A 17,688-nucleotide genomic window follows, 5' to 3' on the forward strand; every position below is an offset into this window, starting at 1 on the left:
GGGTTCTATTATTTTTTTGCAATCATACAATTGATTATTTGTTTGGAGGAAATTTAAACTATGGCAAAAAACAAAGGCGATACAGGAAGCATAGTCACATACGATCCGTATCTGCAAACCTCTTATGCTTTTTCTAATAATAAAATTTTTCCAACGGAATTAAGCAAAGCTAATAAAAACAGTTTTTTCATATCGTATGTCAAGTATAAAGATATCACGGTAGGAAGCGTGGAAATTCCGATATCTACCGAAGAAGACGATACATCAAACCTAATAACAATAAAAGCTTATGAACAATTTAACCTAGATCCAGCAACTGAATACAAGATAGTGTACAATGAGGTTCCAAATATCTCATCCGATACTAAAATTTTTAATGTATTCATATCTGATGTTTTATCTACAGACAAATTGTACTCTTTAGCAATAAAGAAGATTCCATTTATAGATTACGTAGTTCCTGCTCCATTGGCGTTTGATGCATTATACAAAAAGAACATACTTTCTACTCAAGATACGGAAGCCTTTATAGTAATACAAGAGGATGACGCTTTTATAGCAGTTTACTACAACGGAGAGTATATTCAGTCAAGACCGCTTAGATATTCTATAAAAAACATTAGCGAAAAATTTGCTACTTTAAGCGGAGATAAATTAAACGATAGTGCGTTTTTAAATATACTTAAACACGGAACAAATACGCCTGATGATAAAAATAAAAATTTCATAACAGAAATTTTTGACGAGATAGCTTATTATATAGGCGATATTGTAAATAGTCTTAGCAGGTTTAATGGGTCAAGTATTTCAAGCATATATATAGTAGCTGATGCAATAATGGGTGATTTTGCAGAATTTATGCAAGAAAAACTAAATATACCAACCAAAAATCTTGAGCTAAATATTGCAATAAATTCAAAAGAAATTGAGATAAGCAACATCCATAATATTATGGTGGTTAATGCGCAATATTATAAAGAAACCCAGGAAAACGACTTTAATTTCTCAAATTTCTTGCGCCCGTTGCCGCTATTTCAACGCAGTAGCGGTAAACTTGTTACATATGTATTGGTTGGCTTATTGCTCGGCCTATTACATCCATTATATCTTTACGTATCAGGAATTATAACCGATATAGATACTGCCGACAAAAAAAGCGAATACGAAATCAATAATGCAGATAAAATAAGAATAGAGGGAGCTCTAGCAGCTATTGATCAACAAATTTCAGACACTTCAAAGTTAATTGAGGCAGAACAAGAAAAAATTAACTTTAGAAAAAATACCATTAGCGAAATTTATGACAAAAAAGTTAATTATCCTATGAAAGGTATCGTGTTGTTTGAGCTTAGCAATCTAATAAATAATAAAGACATACAAACTGCAAAAATCAATAACTCAGATAGAAACATGACAGTTACTTTGGTAAGTAAAGATGAAAAAAAATTAACGGAGCTTATACAAAATGTAAGCAATTCTGAAAGATACTCCATTTTGACGAGGGAAATTTTGCTCGATAAAAATTATGGAGTACTATCATATGAAACAAATGTCACTATAAAGATTAAATAATGAAAAAAGATAATGCACTTGTAAAAATCGATAACTATTTCGACGGGAAAAAACCAAGCGAAGTTACAATAATGCTATTTATGGCACTCGTACTATCTGGCGTTATTGCATATTATGCAATTATACAGTACGCAGAGGACTATTATGATGTCTCAATGTCAACCAATAGTCAAATAACCGAGGAACTAAATAAAGTAAATACTTATCTAGATAGCGTAAGCCAAAACAATGATAGAAACAATGATAGAAATTTTAAAATAAATCAGAAACAAAACGAGCTGAAGCAAAGACAAAACGAACTTGCGGATGCTAAAAATATGAATCAATATTTTGACAATAAACTCAGAGAGTTATCATATCTAATTTTTAATGAGCAAAGCTGGGCTGATTTCTTAGATAGTTTGGCCCTTTTGGCAAATAAAAATAATGTAAAAATAACAAAAATTGTAAATACCTTCAAAGAGCCTAATGCGCAAAAAATAGAGCAAATACTTGATATCAACGTTTCAGTCGATGGTAATTATAAAGATATTATAGGCTATATCAATGCTATTGAAGAATCAAAACTTGTAGTGGACGTCAATGGAATAGATATAAACTCTACCAATGGCAAATTAAAAGGAAATATGGGAATTTACATATGGGGGATGAAATATCAATGAAAAATAGAGTCTTATTTTTTATATTAATGCTTTGCTCTGTATCTCTAGCTAATAATTCTCAAGCAGAAATGGAGCACTATGATCAGCTTTTTAGTGCAATCAATGAGCAGCGAAAAGGCTTAAGCGATTCTGAGCTAAAAAGCCTTTCTGATCCTTTTTTAAAACTAAAAACCATAAATCATGACAACAATGGTTCTTTTGACGACACATTTGATCTGCAAGCTATTTTTAACAATAAGGCTAAAATAAACGGCAAGTGGTATCAAGCAAAGGATCGTGTTGGCGAGTATGAACTTGCGAACATTAAATCCAAGAGTGTTACATTAATAAACAAAGATGAAAAAATCGATTTAAATTTAACAAAAGGGGCAAATAACAATGTCGTTATCAAAATTAAATAAAATTTTTACCATATCCATTATTACTACTTTATCACTAACTGCAGCAAGTGCTAATAGTTGCGAAAAAAGGGTTTTTAATCTCAAAATCAACGAACAAGTTTCTGTTCAAGAGATTTTAACACAACTGTCAGATATGTGTCATTTTAGTGTCGTCACAAAAGATCAATTTGCCAAAGACGCTATAAGTGAACCGCTTTTTGGAATCAATATAAAAGACAAAACGCTGAATGAAATTTTTAGCCTTTTACTCTCCGAAAAAGATATGAGCTATACCTTTTCTCAGGATATACTAAAAATTTCGTCTCTCCAGACTAAAACATTTAAGATTGATTATATAACGTCAGTTAGAGAAGGAACCGCAATCACAAAAGCTTCTGTTGATTCTGCCCCAATTGAGATTGGCGACGAAGAAAAAGATGAAGGACAAACAGATATCACAAAAGGCGGCGGTAAGCTTGATAACGTAATAAGAACAGTTGAAAAATTTGATTTCTGGGAAAAATTAGATACAGAAATCAAGGCCATATTAAATAATACAACGGAAAACATAGTTGCACCAGATCCTATTATTAACGCAAATGCAGGATTGGTTACCGTAACTGGTACAGCATCTCAGCTAAGAAGAGTATCTGACTATATTAAAGATGTGCAAGAAAGACTCAAAAAGCAAGTTATAATAGATGTTACTATTGTATCTGTTGAATTGGGAAATAATTATACAAAAGGAATTGATTGGAGCAAATTTAGTGTTGGCTTCAAAACCGGTCTTGCGACCGGCGGCCCACTTGCAGGACAAAACAATGGAGGAACTCTTACTTGGTCCAATAGAGGAAACAGCTTTAATGCCGGCTTTAATCAAACGCTAAATTTAATGGCCGGATTTAATTTTAATCTAGATGGTGTTATAAATTTTTTAGAAACAAATGGAAAAACAAAAGTTGTATCAAGTCCTAAAATCACGACACTAAATAATCAACAAGCCTTGATTTCGGTAGGCGATAACGTGAACTACCGTGTTCAAGAAGAAAGTCAAAACAACAATGCTCTAAATGGTAGAACCACCATAACATATAAACAATATTCTGTTTTTATAGGAATTTTACTAAATATCTTGCCAGAGGTTTCGGACGATAATAAAATCATGTTGCGCATCAACCCATCCCTTAGCAGTTTCAAATATAATGAAGACGATGTAAGGCAGAGCACGAGTATAAGAGAAATTGCGCCTGATACTATACAAAAGAAACTTTCTACAGTTGTTCAGGTAAATAGCGGTGACACTATAGTTTTAGGTGGGCTTATAGCGCAGTCAAAAGGCAAAGAAAATTCTAAAGTTCCTTTACTTGGTGATATTCCTGTCCTTGGACATGCATTTAAGAGCACGAAAGATAACATTAAAACAACAGAGCTCGTATTTATAATAACACCAAGAATAGTAGATGTGTCAAATGCTACCCCAATCAACCAGTCTCTTAAAGACTTAGGTTTTTCGAGGTCAATATATGAACAATAAATATACTACTCTTAAAAATATATTTATTGATATTGCACAAGAAAATGACTATATAAATTTAGATAAATCCATTATCGCATATAAAAAGATTTTGGATTTATTGCAAAAACAAGCAAAGTTAATTTTATTTTATGGCAAGCCTGGCTGCGGAAAAACATTTTTGCTAAAAAAAATCGTCAGCGATCTTAAAGATCGCGACGATATTTTATTTTTTCCGTACCCGTTTTTTAATGAATCGGAATTTGTAAAATCATTATATGAAGGGATTTTTAAAAAAGAGTCTCAAGAAAAAATCGAAACTTATGAGCAATTTATAAAAATATATGAGGCTAAAATTGAAGATAGCCAAGAAAAAAAGCAAATAATAGTTATTCTTGACGAATCACAACTTTATCCTGAGATTTTATTAGAAAAAATTCGCATAATGTCCGATAGTGGTCTTTTTAAATTTTTATTTGCCACGCATGAAAACGTCGATAAAGATGTACTATCAAGGGATTATTTTAAATCAAGAGTGTGGGAAAGTATAGAAATGGGCTCTGTTGACACAGAGGAAATGAAAGTTTATCTAGAAAATAAACTTCAGAATAGTCAATTTTTCTATATATTTTTAAAATTTACTGAAGAGCAATTTAGGCTTTTGAATGAATTAAGTCGTGGAAATTTAAGGATGCTAAACAAACTTATGTTTAATATTTTTGAACTCTATGAATATTTTGATGCAAATCAACCAACTATAATAGGCGGTGACAAAATGGTAACGAAAATTTTAGAGATGGCAGCCATCAAATCGGAGCTTATAGATGCTTGAAACATATGAGATATTGGAGCTAGAAAGGCGATGGAGAGCCTACGACAAAAAGAGAAAAGAGTTTAAGTTTTCAGACAAAAAGAACTACATATACGCCATTTCAGCTGTTTTGGCTATATCGGTTTCAGTATCTTCGCTTACTTTTTACTTACTAAAGGACTCGCTAGTAAATAATGTTAGTAGCACAACAATTAGCAAAGATATCAAGGAAAGCAATAAAGATACTATAAGACAGTCTGAAAATGTTGAGCCTGAGCAAAAAATCGATCCAAGCAACAATACTTTGTTAAATTCTGATAATTTTGGCGGAACCGAAAATATATCAAATTCTCAAAACAACAGTATCGCAAACGAAGATGCCTCGGACAATATCAATACTAAAATTCAGCAGCACGGTTGGGTAAATGCAAACGATATACCACAAGATATACAGCCGGCACCGGTAGACAATATGCATAAAAGCATTGGTGGCAGACAAGTTGCAGTAAAAACACCAACAGAAGAAATGATAAATTTTGATTCTGAAAAGCCTATTGTCGCAAAAAGCATGAGTAGCTCTCAAAATCTAAACAAATTCCAAATTCAATCTTCCGGCTCAGATGTTTCGGTAGATGAACTGACCGCTAAATTTGAAAAGTCAAATAGTTCCGATATTGCAGTACTGATTGCAAGAAGATACTATGACATCAAAGACTATAAAAATAGTGAAAAATGGGCACTAATAGCAAATGAGCTTGATAGCAACAATGAAGAGAGCTGGATAATATTTGCAAAGTCGAAATATAACCTAAAACAAAAAGATGATGCAATAAGCGTTCTTAGAATATACAACGATAAAGCAAATTCTGCAAATATCGAAGACCTTATGAGACAAATAGAGGACGATACTGCTCTGTAACGAGCAATCGTCCTATCAAATATTAGTGGATATTTAAGGCATTAAGGTAGTAATCTTAGTCTACGTGTTCCCATATATTATTATCTTAAAAATGTAAAAAGGTATTTTTTGTGAAAAAAATTTATGAAATATTTTTAACTGATATTTTAAAAAACAAATTAATAACCCAAGCACAATATTCGAATATAGAAACCGCATTAAGAGAAAAAAAAGATTTTGAATCAATTTTTCACAAGGAAGCACCAAATTTACAAAACGATTCTATATACGATATACTTGGCGAACTCTACAAAAGACAACGCATTACGATCGATGATATCGTAGAAAATTTCGCTGTAAATTTAAAAGATTTTCTAAAATCAGTAGCAACCAAATTTAAGCTTGAGTATATTGATCTAGATAACATTGATATAGATTACAAGCTTTGCGAGAAAGTCCAGCTAAATCAACTAAAAACATACCAAGCGCTACCCATAAAAGAAGATGAGATCGCCGTATATGTTGCATTTAAAAATCCTTTTGATATGTCTGGGCAAGATAGACTTCAGGCTGTGTTCAATAGAAAATTACTAAAGCCCGTTATCGCGGATCCCTCAAAGATTGACAAATATCTAAGCAAAGTTGAATTAAACGATAGCGTTAAAGGTATAGTTGCCGAGATCAGAAAAGAGCTCTCGTCAACGACGGTAATAGGCGGCAACGCAAATGAAAATAGCTCCGGCATATTAAAATTGATTGAAGTTATTTTGCGAACTTCTATAGTAAGCCGCGCAAGCGATATACATATTGAAGCTACAGCAACAAACTGTGTCGTGCGAGGCAGAATCGACGGCATGTTGGCTGAACTTTTTATCTTTGATAAAGACCTTTTTCCGCCTCTAGTATCGCGCATGAAGCTACTATCAAATATGGATATAGCTGAACGCAGAAAACCTCAAGATGGGCGCTTTTCTGCTCAAGTAGCCGGCAAAGAGTACGATTTTCGTATTTCTACTTTACCGATACTTCACGGCGAGAGCATAGTTTTACGTATTTTAGATAAATCAAAGGTCCTAATTAGCCTTGAAAATTTAGGCATGCATCCAAACACCTTTGATAAATTTAATAAAGCAATGAAAGCCCCTTATGGCATTATATTAGTTACAGGACCGACCGGGTCCGGCAAAACAACCACTCTTTACGCTGCATTAAACGATATAAAAAGCGTTGAGACAAAAATAATAACCGTCGAAGATCCGGTAGAGTATCAGCTAAATATGATTCAGCAAGTCCACGTAAATGAAAAAGTCGGACTCACTTTTGCTTCAGCTCTTCGCTCTATTTTAAGACAAGACCCGGACATCATAATGATAGGCGAGATCAGAGACCAGGAAACGCTTCGTATAGCCATTCAGGCCGCACTTACAGGACACTTAGTATTTTCAACGCTTCATACAAACGATGCAATAAGCGCCGTAACGAGAATCGCCGATATGGGGATCGAGCCGTATCTAATTAGCGGCGCATTGGTGGCGATAGAAGCTCAAAGGCTTGTTAGAAAGCTATGTCCAAACTGCAAACAAAAAACAGTTTTACCGTCAAATTTGCAAGAGCAGTTTCAAGACTTTTTACCGCAAGATTATCAATTTTATAAGCATGTCGGCTGCGATCAATGCTCGCAAACTGGCTATGTAGGACGAGAGATGATAAGTGAAGTTTTGCCGATAAGCGATAAGATCGCGGCAATGATAGCAAACGGAACCACAAAAGAAGAAATAAAAAAAGTAGCGCTCGAAGAGCATTTTATAGACATGTTTAAGGATGGTGTTATAAGGGCTGCAAGAGGCATTACAACAATAGATGAAGTATTTAGGGTGGCTAAAGTATGAAATTTTTTGAAGTTGAATATATGGCTAATGGTCGTCGCCAAAAGATGACCTTAAAGGCAAACAACAGAAGCGAAGCGCAGGCTATAGCAAAAAACAAAAATGCCGGCGTAATAGTAAAAGTCGGAGAAACAAAAAGCGTTCCATTAGAAGAACAATTTGCCGATCTAATGAGTAAAGCCTCGACTTTTCTAGGTGGCTCAAAAATAAAAATCAATAACCTAATTGCTGCCTTTAGGCAGCTAAGCGTCATGACTAATGCGGGAATTTCAATACACGATAGCATCAAAGAAGTATCTAAATCCACAGAGGATAAGAGACTTAAGGCTATATTTGCAGCTTTAAACGACGACCTTAACCAGGGTCAAAGTCTAACCGATGCTATAACCAAATTTAAGAGCGAGCTCGGCGACGTAGTTGTGGCTATGGTGAAACTTGGCGAAAGCACAGGTAATATGTCTGAGTCGCTACATAAGCTATCTGAAATTTTGCAAGAAGTTTGGGAAAACCAGAGAAAATTTAAAAAAGCTCTTAGATATCCGATTATAGTAATGTCTGCGATGGCTATAGCTTTTGTCATTTTGATGTTATTTGTCGTTCCTCAATTTAGGGAAATTTTTGAGCAGCTTGGAGCTAAACTGCCTCTCCCTACAATCATTCTTCTTTCCATTGAGAGCGCATTAAGCAATTACGGCCTATACATATTAGCCGGTTTTATAGCCACAATATATATCATAAAATATTTCTATAGAACAAACCATGATTTTAAATATAAATTTGATAAATTCCTACTAAAAGTCTATTTGATTAATAAAATAATATTCTATTCGACCATGAACAGGTTTAACCTTATTTTTACAGAGCTTGTAAGAGCCGGTATTCCTATCGCCGACGCTCTTGAAACAGCAACTTTAACAGTAGAAAACCAAGAAATACACGACAAGCTCGCTACGATCAAGATCGCGGTTTCAAGAGGCGTATCTTTAACTGAGGCTTTTAGAGATACTCAGCTTTACGAAAGCATGCTTATACAGATGCTAAGCGCTGGCGAAAAAGGCGGTGCGATAGATGCGATGCTAGAAAAGATAACCGACTATTACAAGGCTAAATTTAGCGACCTAGTCGACAATATCTCAAGCTACGTCGAACCGATCATGCTTTTATTTATGGCCGGCATGGTTATCCTTTTGGCGCTTGGTATTTTTATGCCTATGTGGGATCTTGGAAATGCCGTCCAAGGGCGACAATAAGCAGGAAGTTAAAGAAATAATGCAAAATAATTTAGTTGAGCGTCAAGTTAACGCCGATGCGTTTTTAGTTTCAAAAACCGACACAAAGGGCAAAATAACCTATTGCAATATCCCTTTTGCCCAAATAGTCGGAGCAAAAGGTGATGAGCTTATCGGAAAGCCACACAATATCGTAAGGCATCCCGATATGCCGCGCATTATTTTTAAAATTTTATGGGAGCACGTAAAAAATAAAAAAGAGGTTTTTGCCTACGTTAAAAACAAAAGCTTTGACGGTTCATTTTATTGGGTGTTTGCAAATGTGACGGCTTCGCTTGATCAAAACGGCAACACTATCGGTTACTATTCCGTTAGACGAAAACTAAACCCAAAAGCTTTAGAAATCATTATTCCGCTTTACAAGCAACTACTAGAAGCCGAAAAGAGCGGCGGTATAGAGGCGTCGTCAAGACTGCTTGAAAGTGTTCTAAAAGAAAAAAATAAAAGCTATGATGAGCTGATGAATAATTTACAAAGATTGTAGTAGAGAGTGATATGTTTTTTAAAAAAGAAAAAGTAAGTTACGATGAAATTTTAAACGTAATTGAGCAAGCCAGGAATGGCTTTTTGGAACCTAGAATTTTACAAGTCGATCAAAATTCGCAAATCGGTAAAATAGCCATCGGCATAAACGACTTGCTCGATCAAGTCGAAGCCCTGCAAAGAGAGATGAATACTTGCGTAAAATCGGCCGAAAGCGGGATACCTTATAGAAATATTTTCACAGATGGTTTTCGCGGTCTTTTTAGAACCAACGCTATATCCATGAGCGAGGGCGTCGATGGCATAAAAGCCGGACAAAAAGGTAAAACCAGAGGCATACTCTCCGAAAAATTTAGCGAGCTCGGGAGTGGAAACGACGGCATTTTAGAAGTACAAAACGATCTAAATCAGGGTATTAAAAATTTAACCCAAATTTCAACCATGGCGCAAGACACTTCGGTGAAGGCTAGCGAAAGCATGTCGGCCGTAAGCGAACTCAGCCAAAATATGAGCAACCTAGAACACCTGATCACAGAGTCGACCCAAGCCATTAAAAATTTAACTCACAGAACTGAAGAAATCTCATCGGTAGTAAATTTGATCAAAGATATCGCCGAGCAAACAAATCTGCTCGCTCTTAACGCAGCCATAGAAGCGGCGCGCGCCGGCGAACATGGACGAGGCTTTGCCGTGGTCGCGGACGAAGTGCGAAAACTAGCCGAAAATACGCAAAAAGCTACAAGCGAAATCGGCATAAATATCCAAACCTTACAACAACAAACAAACGATCTAAACGACAACTCCAATAAAATCACGCAAATAGCGCAAGTCGCAAACGTAAGCGTATCTAAATTTAGGGATGCCGTGAACGTATTTAGCCAGGGTGCGACGCAAAGCGCAAAAATCTCAAAATACGTCGAAAACAAAACAATCGGCATCATCGGCAAGATCAACCGAGTGACGTATCTACAGACTGCGTACAGAAACGTCATCAACGAAAGAGGCGACGACGAAAATATGCAAAAACAAACGCTAAATTTAAACGCATGGTATGAGAGTGCGGCGGCGTATTTTGCAAATTCAAAAAGCTTCGAGAAGGCAAGCGCTCCCGCAAAACAAATAAGCGATCTAGTAAAAGCTAACCTAGACGACTCAAAAAATGGTTACAATATGAACGATATCCAAAAATTCGTCGATAGATTTGCTAAAGTCAAACAAGCAAGCGGCGAGATATTTAATATAATAGACGCAACGATCGAAGAAAGCGTAAAGTAACGTTGTATGAAATTTGAGCCAAATTTAAAACGTTTGGCTCAAATTTAATCCTCTCACTCTACCTCAAAAAATCAATCTAAAGCATGTCGACAAAAGCAAAAATATTACAATCCCTGGCCGTAGAATATAAATCAAATCGCGTCTAAGCGTAATAAAAAATATCTTGGATTCGTTTTAATCTTATAGGCATAAATTTACACTCTTTTATAAAAGGCGCAATACATCCTTACAAATTTATCAAAATTAGCAAATTTGCCCCGCGCCAGTCAAAAACCGTATATCGTAAATTCAGCAAAAGCGCACCAGTCACTCTCCGTATCGCCTCAAATTTCACAAAGGCAAACCAGCTTAAAACCAGCCTGCCCTCCTCTCAAATTTGACCAAATTTCAAAGAAAATTCGGTCAAATTTAAATGCAAATTTAGCCCAGCAGCCTCTTTGCGCACTCGCTTATGCTCTTGCCGTCACTTCTAGCGCCGATTTTTTCTTTGGCTGCTTTCATCACCGCGCCGATATTTGCGCCCTCGCCTAGTCCCACGATGATCTCTTTTATCTGGGCTTCTAGTTCGTCCGCGCTTAGTTGCTTTGGCAGATAGCCGTTTATGATGTCGATCTCTTTTTGCTCGTTTTGCGCCAGATCGTCCCTGCCACCGTTTTTATACTGCTCGATAGAGTCCATGCGGCGTTTGATCTGGGTTTGTAGGATCGGCAGCACCTTTTCGTCGGTCATCTCGGCGCGCTCATCGACTTCGACTTGTTTGATGACCGAGTTTATGAGCCTTAGCGTGTCGCGGCGAAAGTTATCTTTTTCTTTCATCGCAGTCTTGATATCGTCTAAAATTTTCTCTCTGATAGTCATTTTTTCTCCTTTAAATTTAAGTGGGCAAATTATAACGAAGCTAAAATTTAAAGCTAATAAAACCGCCTAAATTTGGCTTGCTTAAGAAAAATATAGCTATAATTAACCATTCATTTTTAAAAGGACTTGCTTGAGAAGCGACAATCTTTTTGCCTTTGCGATCTTCGCTATTACCGCGTTTGGATTTTTCGTTTGGGGCTATCAGTACATCCCGACTCATCACTTTTTGCTTTTCAGTATCGCTAGTATTTTCGGTATCTTTATGGCGTTTAATATCGGCGGTAACGACGTCGCAAACTCCTTTGGCACGAGCGTAGGCGCCAAGACCGTCACGATAAAGCAAGCCCTGGTTATAGCCGCCATTTTCGAGCTTAGTGGCGCGATATTCGCCGGCGGCGAGGTGACCAAAACCATCCGCGAAGGCATAGTGAGCTTCCCGCAGGAGGGCACGGAGCCGATGCTTTTCGTGCTGATTATGATGTCGGCGCTTTTAAGCTCTGGTATTTGGCTATTTATCGCGTCTAAAAAGGGGTTGCCTATCTCCACGACGCACTCGATCGTAGGCGGTATCGTTGGAGCCGGGCTTACAATGGGCTTTACGACGATGGGCGGAGATAAGGCACTAGCTATGGTTTCCTGGGGCGAGATAGGCAGGATCGCCGTGAGCTGGGTCATCTCGCCGCTATTAGGAGGCATCCTTTCTTACTTCATTTACGGCTACATAAAATCTAAAATTTTGATCCCGACTCGTAAATTTACCCTAGAGCTAAAGGTACTAAAACGCGAGCGTAAAGCCTATAAAGAGCGCTATTTGCAAGAGCTAAAAACAAAACCCGAAAGCGAGCAGATAAAGATACTAAGCAAGATCGCGGTCCTTGACGACGACGACGTCGAAAGCGGCGAACGCAGCGAATACAAGCTCGCCATCAAAGCCATGAAAGAGCGCGAAAAAGAGTTAGATACGTCAAAAGCCATGCGCAAACACATCCCGATGGTGGCCGGCATCGGCGCGATCATTATCTCATCGATGATGCTGTTTAAAGGCCTAGCGCACCTAAATCTCGATATCGGCTTTATCGGCACGATCTGGATCATCTGCGTCATCGGCATCGTCACCTATCTCGCCACGCTTGCGATGATAAACGTGATGAAAAAAGACAACGCCGAAAAGAGCACAAACCGCATTTTCTCATGGTTTCAGATATTTACGGCCTCCTCGTTTGCATTCTCTCACGGCGCCAACGACATAGCAAACGCCGTAGGTCCATTTGCCGCGATCCTAGACGTGCTAAAAACAGGCTCGATAAACGCCACCGCTCCGGTGCCGGGCATCGCGATGGTGACATTTGGTATCTCGCTCGTGGTGGGGCTTTGGTTTCTGGGTAAAGAAGTCATCACCACGATAGGCAGCAAGCTAGCCGAGATCCTACCTACGACGGGATTTAGCGCCGAGCTAGCCGCTAGCACCGTTATCCTGCTAGCTACAAAGCTCGGCATCCCAGTCTCCTCGACGCATATCCTTATCGGCGCGGTGCTTGGTATCGGTATCCTAAACCGCGACGCCAACTGGAAGATGGTCAAACCTATCGTGCTTGCGTGGGTCATCACCCTACCGATCGCAGGCGGCTCGGCAGCGCTAATCTATATGCTTCTTAAGACCGTGTTGGGTCTTTAAATTTGACTCTTGCGAGCTACGGGCTCGTCTGATTTGATTTTACGTCAGTATCTGACAAATTTGAGGTAAATTTAGACACGACTTTGTCGTTTCGTCAAATTTAACGTCCAAAATCTATATGTCAAAAATAGCCCGTAAGAGTTGCAGCCTAAGTAAATTTTAGCGGTAACTTAAGTAGATTTTAGAGAGCTAGTGGCGTGAGGCAAACATAAAAGCAAATTTTACTCGTTGCTTATTAGCGAGAGGTTTCTACAGCCGATCTCATCGCCCATCTCACAGCCCATTTTATAAAATTTCTTCGCAGCTTCCAAGTCGGCAGTTTTGACCCCTAACGAAAACTGATGCATACCGCCGAGATTTGAGCAGCTTTGCGCGTGTTCTAGCTGCAAGCACGACTTTTCGTATAGTCTACGCGCCGCGGCAAAATCATGCTCCGTACCGCGCCCGAGGCGGTAAAAGTTAGCTGCGTTATAGCAGCCGTATTTGTTGCCGAGCGTGCAGGACTTTGCAAATATCGTCAAAATCTCGCTCTCTTCCTTGCTTTTTAGCTTTTGATGCAGCGAGCCTAGATTTGAACAGGCGATACCCTCGTTATCCTCGCAGGCCTTTTGATAGCAGAGTTTTGCGCGCTCGTAGTCTTTGTTGTTTTCAAATTTCACGCCCGTGTTGTTGCATTCTTTTGGAGTTTTATCGTCGCAGATGTGCTTTATTTCAGCATTTGTGATAGGCATTGGGGTGCCAGGGCTTGCCTTTTTTTGTGCAGCACAACCGCTAGCAAACGCCGCAACCAGCGCAAAAACGACAACATGCAAGATAGCTTGAACAAGAGCGCGTTTCAAAATTTAGCCTTAAGAAAATTTTGCCTTAATCTTACCTTACGTTCGCCAAAATAACGCTTAAAATAAACTTTAAAAACTTAATTACAATCAAACATAGCCGAGTTTGTAACAAATTTATTGCTCATTAAAAGAGTATTTCTAGCACGTTAAGACAAATTTATGCTTAATTTTATATCTAAATTTGGCGCCTATCGTCATTCGTAAATTTACAAATTTCATACCGACAAAAAGCGCCGAATTTATAATCTGGATAACCGCACTAGCAAACAAAGCTACGCGGCAAAAAATCTAAAGGGTTTAAAAACTATACGTAAAGCCTAGATTAAACGTTCTCGGGTCGCCGTAGACCATCTTGTTGTTGCCGATACCCTCGAAGTATTTTTTATTAAACACGTTGTCGATATTTAGCTGGATGTCGAAATTTTTACTTATCCTGTAGCCAAACATCAAATTTGCCAGCGTGTAGGCCTTTTGCGTGATTTCGTTTGCGCCGCTACCGACGTAAATTTTACTTTTATACTGCACTCCCGCGCCCGCTCTAAAGTCCGCTATAGAGTATTTGGCAAAGAGGTTTGCCGTAGTGCGCGAGCTTTCGGTATCAAATTTCTTACCGTCGGCGTCCTTGGCGTTAAAGTGAGTAAGCCCAAGACCTAGGCTTAAATTTTGATTTATCTCGCCGTTTACGTCTACCTCAAAACCCTTGCTCGTCACGCCTTTTTTAGCTTCGTACGCATCGGTCGTAGTGCCTGGGATCTTTTGTCCCGTTCTTGCGCCTAGCTTATCTTGTACGACCTTAAATACGCCAAACGAAGCCGATAGCGCTCCGTCAAAATAATCGCCCTTTATGCCCAGCTCATAGTCCTTGCCTTGGATCGGATCTAGATATTTGCCTTCTATATCCTTTACGGTTTGAGGTTTAAAGATACTCGTGTAGCTAGCATAAAGAGTGTGATTTTCGCCGATATCGTACGTTATACCTAGATACGGCGTGATTTCTTGCGTAAAGTTTCTATTGCCGTTGCCGCCCGCGATGCGGTACTTATAGTAACTCATCCTAGCTCCCAGCAAAAACTTTAGCTCGTCCGTGATTGAGAATTTATTAGCCAAATATACAGCCTTTTGCACCGTCTTATCGGCGTTGTTTTGATCGGCGTAAGGTAGATTAGGATCGTCTAGGTGCAGGTTTTTAAAGTCTATCCTAGTACGCGCCGCATAGGCTAGGCCTGCTGGAGTCGTGCGGCTATTCCAGTAGCTACTGACGTTGTCGGAGCTTTTTTTATAGTTGTTATACATAGCGCCGAAAACCGCCTCGTGAGGCAAGCCAAACGCTTCGTACGGCACGTTTACGTAGGTGTCTACGTTGTGAATATTTTCTTCGCGTTTATTTGCGTAGACGCTAAGTCCGCTAACATCGCCCGTGCCGTCTAAATTTACCTTGCCGCCATAGTAGAGTAGATTTGAGTCCGTGTTTGCTCGGCGGAAGGAGTAGGAGAGATTTAGGCTGGCTTCGTTTTCAAAATAGTGCCTAAAATCAGCATAAACGTCAAAAGTCTTGATATCCCACCTAGTCCAAGGCTGCGAAAAAATTTCGTTTTTACCAAACTCGCGCCTAACGTCGTTTTTGTAAAACGCAGGCATTCCTCCCCAGCGTACGCCGTGACGCTTTAGCTCCTGATAAAACGCGCCCAAGCTAAGCCACGAACTATCCATGATATCAGCGTCCACTACGCCGTAGATAGCGGTGTTTTTACGGTTATAGTAGTCCATATACGAGCGAGACTTCTCGTGCATAAAAGACGCTCTAGCCCGCACGCTGCCGTCAGCAGTCACAGGAGTCTGCACGTCGCCCGAGACGCCGTATCTATCGTATGAGCCCGCGCTTAGTTTAAAATTTCCCGTCAATTCTTTCGAATTTGCTCTTTTTCGGATGAAATTTAAACTAGCCGCCGGATTGCCTGCACCCGCTAGTAGGCCGTTTGCGCCCTTTACGACTTCGACGCGTTCATACGGCAACATGCTCATATCGTTTGCGCCTAGGCTAAATCCGCCAAAGCTTGGCATCGAATCAAGCAAATAATAATCTATCTTAAAGCCTCTTGCCGTAGGGTAGACGCGCTCGTCCCACTTGCTAAGCGTGACGCCCGGGATATTTCGCAAAAGCACCTGATAGTCGTTGATGTTTTGATCCTTTAGTCTGGCCTCCGTTATGACGGTAAGCGACTGAGGCGTCTGACGCGAAGTGAGGTCTAGCCTCGTGGTGCTTTTTACCAGCTCTTTTGCGTTGTATTTGACGTCGTCGCGCCTTTGTTCGCTAGTTACCTCGACGGCCTGAAGCGTCTCTTTGCCCGCTGCGTTCTCCCCGTTTTGGGCGGCTAAAATTTGAACCGATGCGAGCAAATTTATCGCCGCAACCGAAAACAAAATTTTATTTTTCATCTTTTTCTCCTTTTAAAATTTGATCTTTTTATCCATAAATAAATGCCTGAAACGCTAAGCGCAAGCGGAGCTAGCCCGCATAAAAACCAGAAAAATTTAGTCGCGGCGTTATAGTCGCCGTAGTGAGCGCGCCTAAACGTCGATAAAAACTTATCCTTATTGCTTGCTAGCTCGATATCTTTTACATCGATTAAATTTGCGCTGTGTTTATCATAAGAAACGGTGCTTGAGTACTGGCTATGAAGGAAACCTTGACTCGGTTTTTGCCCGTAAAGCGTGATATTTGCGCCATCATAAAACGGAAAACTAACGTAGTGCGTCTCAAATCCCGGCATATCGGCAGCCGCTTTTTGCACGAGAGCGTCGATTGAGATATTTTTATCGTAAATTTGCGGACCGATTGCAAATTTAGAATTATCAAAAGGCGGCATAAACATAAACCTAAGCTCCCACCAAGCACCGCTAAGCGCGACCGCAAAGATAACGGGCGTCGAAAAAACGCCGATAAATTTGTGCGAATCGCTCATAAAAGTAGCCATGCGTGCAAACCGAAGGCGCAGTAAATTCGTCCAAAAATTTCGGTAAACGATAAAACCGCTAATCGAAATAATAAAGGCAAAAATCGCCGTCAGACCGAGTAAAATTTGACCGCTTTTTTCAAGGAGTAAATTTTCGTGAAGCTCGGTGATAACGCCGATAAATCCGCTATCGTGCGGCACGAGATCGCTTTTTATCTCGCCGCTAAATGCGTCTAGATACACGCAGGCCCACTCTTTTTGACCCGCACCGTGAGGCAGTAGCCAAATTTTGTCCGTTTTTTGGGGATCTACGTCGATATTCCAACCTACGATCTCGTGATGCGGATACTCTTTTTCTATTTTTTCTCTTAGCTCGTCAAATTTTAATCTACTTTTTTGCTCGTTTTCGTCGCTATTTTTTGCAACGTATATGGCGCCTGGCATTAATAAATTATTTATCTCGTCTTTATAAACCAAAACCGAACCCGTAAAACAAGCGACGACTAAAGGAATGCAAAATATCAGCGAAGCGTAAGTGTGAATCTTATATATAATCTTTTTGCTAAATATATTCACGTTTAAAATTTGCCCTT

The 17,688-nt window shown here is 39.2% G+C and carries 15 protein-coding genes; 11 read left to right on the forward strand and 4 right to left on the reverse strand.

Translation table 11 applies throughout. From position 1 onward, the window contains the following. Positions 1-60 precede the first annotated feature (60 nt). The 10 genes from RWM02_RS02100 to RWM02_RS10645 all read left to right on the forward strand — a co-directional run bounded on the left by RWM02_RS02100 (position 61) and on the right by RWM02_RS10645 (position 10,769). Entirely contained in the window at positions 61-1,572 is a 1,512-nt protein-coding gene (locus RWM02_RS02100; RefSeq protein ID WP_314068790.1) for a hypothetical protein, read from the forward strand. Further along, positions 1,572-2,234 (forward strand): type 4a pilus biogenesis protein PilO, encoded by a 663-nt coding sequence (gene pilO, locus RWM02_RS02105; protein ID WP_314068791.1) that lies wholly within the window; start codon positions 1,572-1,574, stop codon positions 2,232-2,234. The genes RWM02_RS02100 and pilO overlap by 1 nt, the downstream gene beginning before the upstream one ends. Then, on the forward strand, positions 2,213-2,635 hold the full coding sequence (locus RWM02_RS02110; protein WP_314068792.1) for a hypothetical protein: 423 nt from the start codon (positions 2,213-2,215) through the stop codon (positions 2,633-2,635). The genes pilO and RWM02_RS02110 overlap by 22 nt, the downstream gene beginning before the upstream one ends. After that, positions 2,613-4,148: a pilus (MSHA type) biogenesis protein MshL gene (gene mshL, locus RWM02_RS02115; protein WP_314068793.1), complete on the forward strand. Its 1,536-nt coding sequence runs from the start codon at positions 2,613-2,615 to the stop codon at positions 4,146-4,148. Before RWM02_RS02110 ends, mshL begins: the two co-directional genes overlap by 23 nt. Further along, entirely contained in the window at positions 4,138-4,959 is an 822-nt protein-coding gene (locus tag RWM02_RS02120; RefSeq protein ID WP_122863022.1) for an ATP-binding protein, read from the forward strand. The genes mshL and RWM02_RS02120 overlap by 11 nt, the downstream gene beginning before the upstream one ends. Next, positions 4,952-5,857: a transformation system protein gene (locus tag RWM02_RS02125; RefSeq protein WP_122863023.1), complete on the forward strand. Its 906-nt coding sequence runs from the start codon at positions 4,952-4,954 to the stop codon at positions 5,855-5,857. The genes RWM02_RS02120 and RWM02_RS02125 overlap by 8 nt, the downstream gene beginning before the upstream one ends. A 110-nt stretch (positions 5,858-5,967) precedes the next feature. Further along, positions 5,968-7,725, forward strand: a complete 1,758-nt coding sequence (locus tag RWM02_RS02130; protein ID WP_122863678.1) for a GspE/PulE family protein — start codon at positions 5,968-5,970, stop codon at positions 7,723-7,725. Then, a complete protein-coding gene (locus RWM02_RS02135; protein ID WP_314068794.1) occupies positions 7,722-8,972 on the forward strand; it encodes a type II secretion system F family protein in 1,251 nt (416 codons plus the stop codon). The genes RWM02_RS02130 and RWM02_RS02135 overlap by 4 nt, the downstream gene beginning before the upstream one ends. A gap of 19 nt (positions 8,973-8,991) precedes the next feature. Continuing rightward, entirely contained in the window at positions 8,992-9,495 is a 504-nt protein-coding gene (locus RWM02_RS02140; protein WP_314068795.1) for a PAS domain-containing protein, read from the forward strand. A gap of 11 nt (positions 9,496-9,506) precedes the next feature. Beyond that, positions 9,507-10,769 carry a methyl-accepting chemotaxis protein gene (locus RWM02_RS10645; RefSeq protein ID WP_314068796.1) on the forward strand — a complete coding sequence of 421 codons (1,263 nt, stop codon included), beginning with the start codon at positions 9,507-9,509 and terminating at the stop codon, positions 10,767-10,769. 420 nt (positions 10,770-11,189) lie between these two features. Here RWM02_RS10645 and RWM02_RS02150 read toward each other — a convergent pair whose 3' ends face one another. Beyond that, positions 11,190-11,627 (reverse strand): GatB/YqeY domain-containing protein, encoded by a 438-nt coding sequence (locus RWM02_RS02150; protein ID WP_314068797.1) that lies wholly within the window; start codon positions 11,625-11,627, stop codon positions 11,190-11,192. 130 nt (positions 11,628-11,757) lie between these two features. On the opposite strand from RWM02_RS02150, the gene RWM02_RS02155 reads away from it, so the two are divergent. Next, on the forward strand, positions 11,758-13,302 hold the full coding sequence (locus tag RWM02_RS02155) for an inorganic phosphate transporter (RefSeq protein WP_122863028.1): 1,545 nt from the start codon (positions 11,758-11,760) through the stop codon (positions 13,300-13,302). A gap of 221 nt (positions 13,303-13,523) precedes the next feature. On the opposite strand, the gene RWM02_RS02160 is transcribed toward RWM02_RS02155, so the two are convergent. From RWM02_RS02160 to RWM02_RS02170, 3 genes are all read right to left on the reverse strand, one after another. Continuing rightward, positions 13,524-14,141, reverse strand: a complete 618-nt coding sequence (locus tag RWM02_RS02160; RefSeq protein WP_314068798.1) for a tetratricopeptide repeat protein — start codon at positions 14,139-14,141, stop codon at positions 13,524-13,526. A gap of 297 nt (positions 14,142-14,438) precedes the next feature. After that, on the reverse strand, positions 14,439-16,577 hold the full coding sequence (locus tag RWM02_RS02165) for a TonB-dependent siderophore receptor (protein WP_314068799.1): 2,139 nt from the start codon (positions 16,575-16,577) through the stop codon (positions 14,439-14,441). Next, the gene (locus tag RWM02_RS02170; protein ID WP_314068800.1) at positions 16,574-17,671 is read right to left on the reverse strand and encodes a PepSY-associated TM helix domain-containing protein; all 1,098 of its coding nucleotides are present in this window, start codon (positions 17,669-17,671) and stop codon (positions 16,574-16,576) included. Before RWM02_RS02170 ends, RWM02_RS02165 begins: the two co-directional genes overlap by 4 nt. Positions 17,672-17,688: the final 17 nt, after the last annotated feature.

The sequence above is a fragment of the Campylobacter showae genome, assembly GCF_963515975.1.
In the GTDB taxonomy this organism is placed as follows: domain Bacteria; phylum Campylobacterota; class Campylobacteria; order Campylobacterales; family Campylobacteraceae; genus Campylobacter_A; species Campylobacter_A showae_F.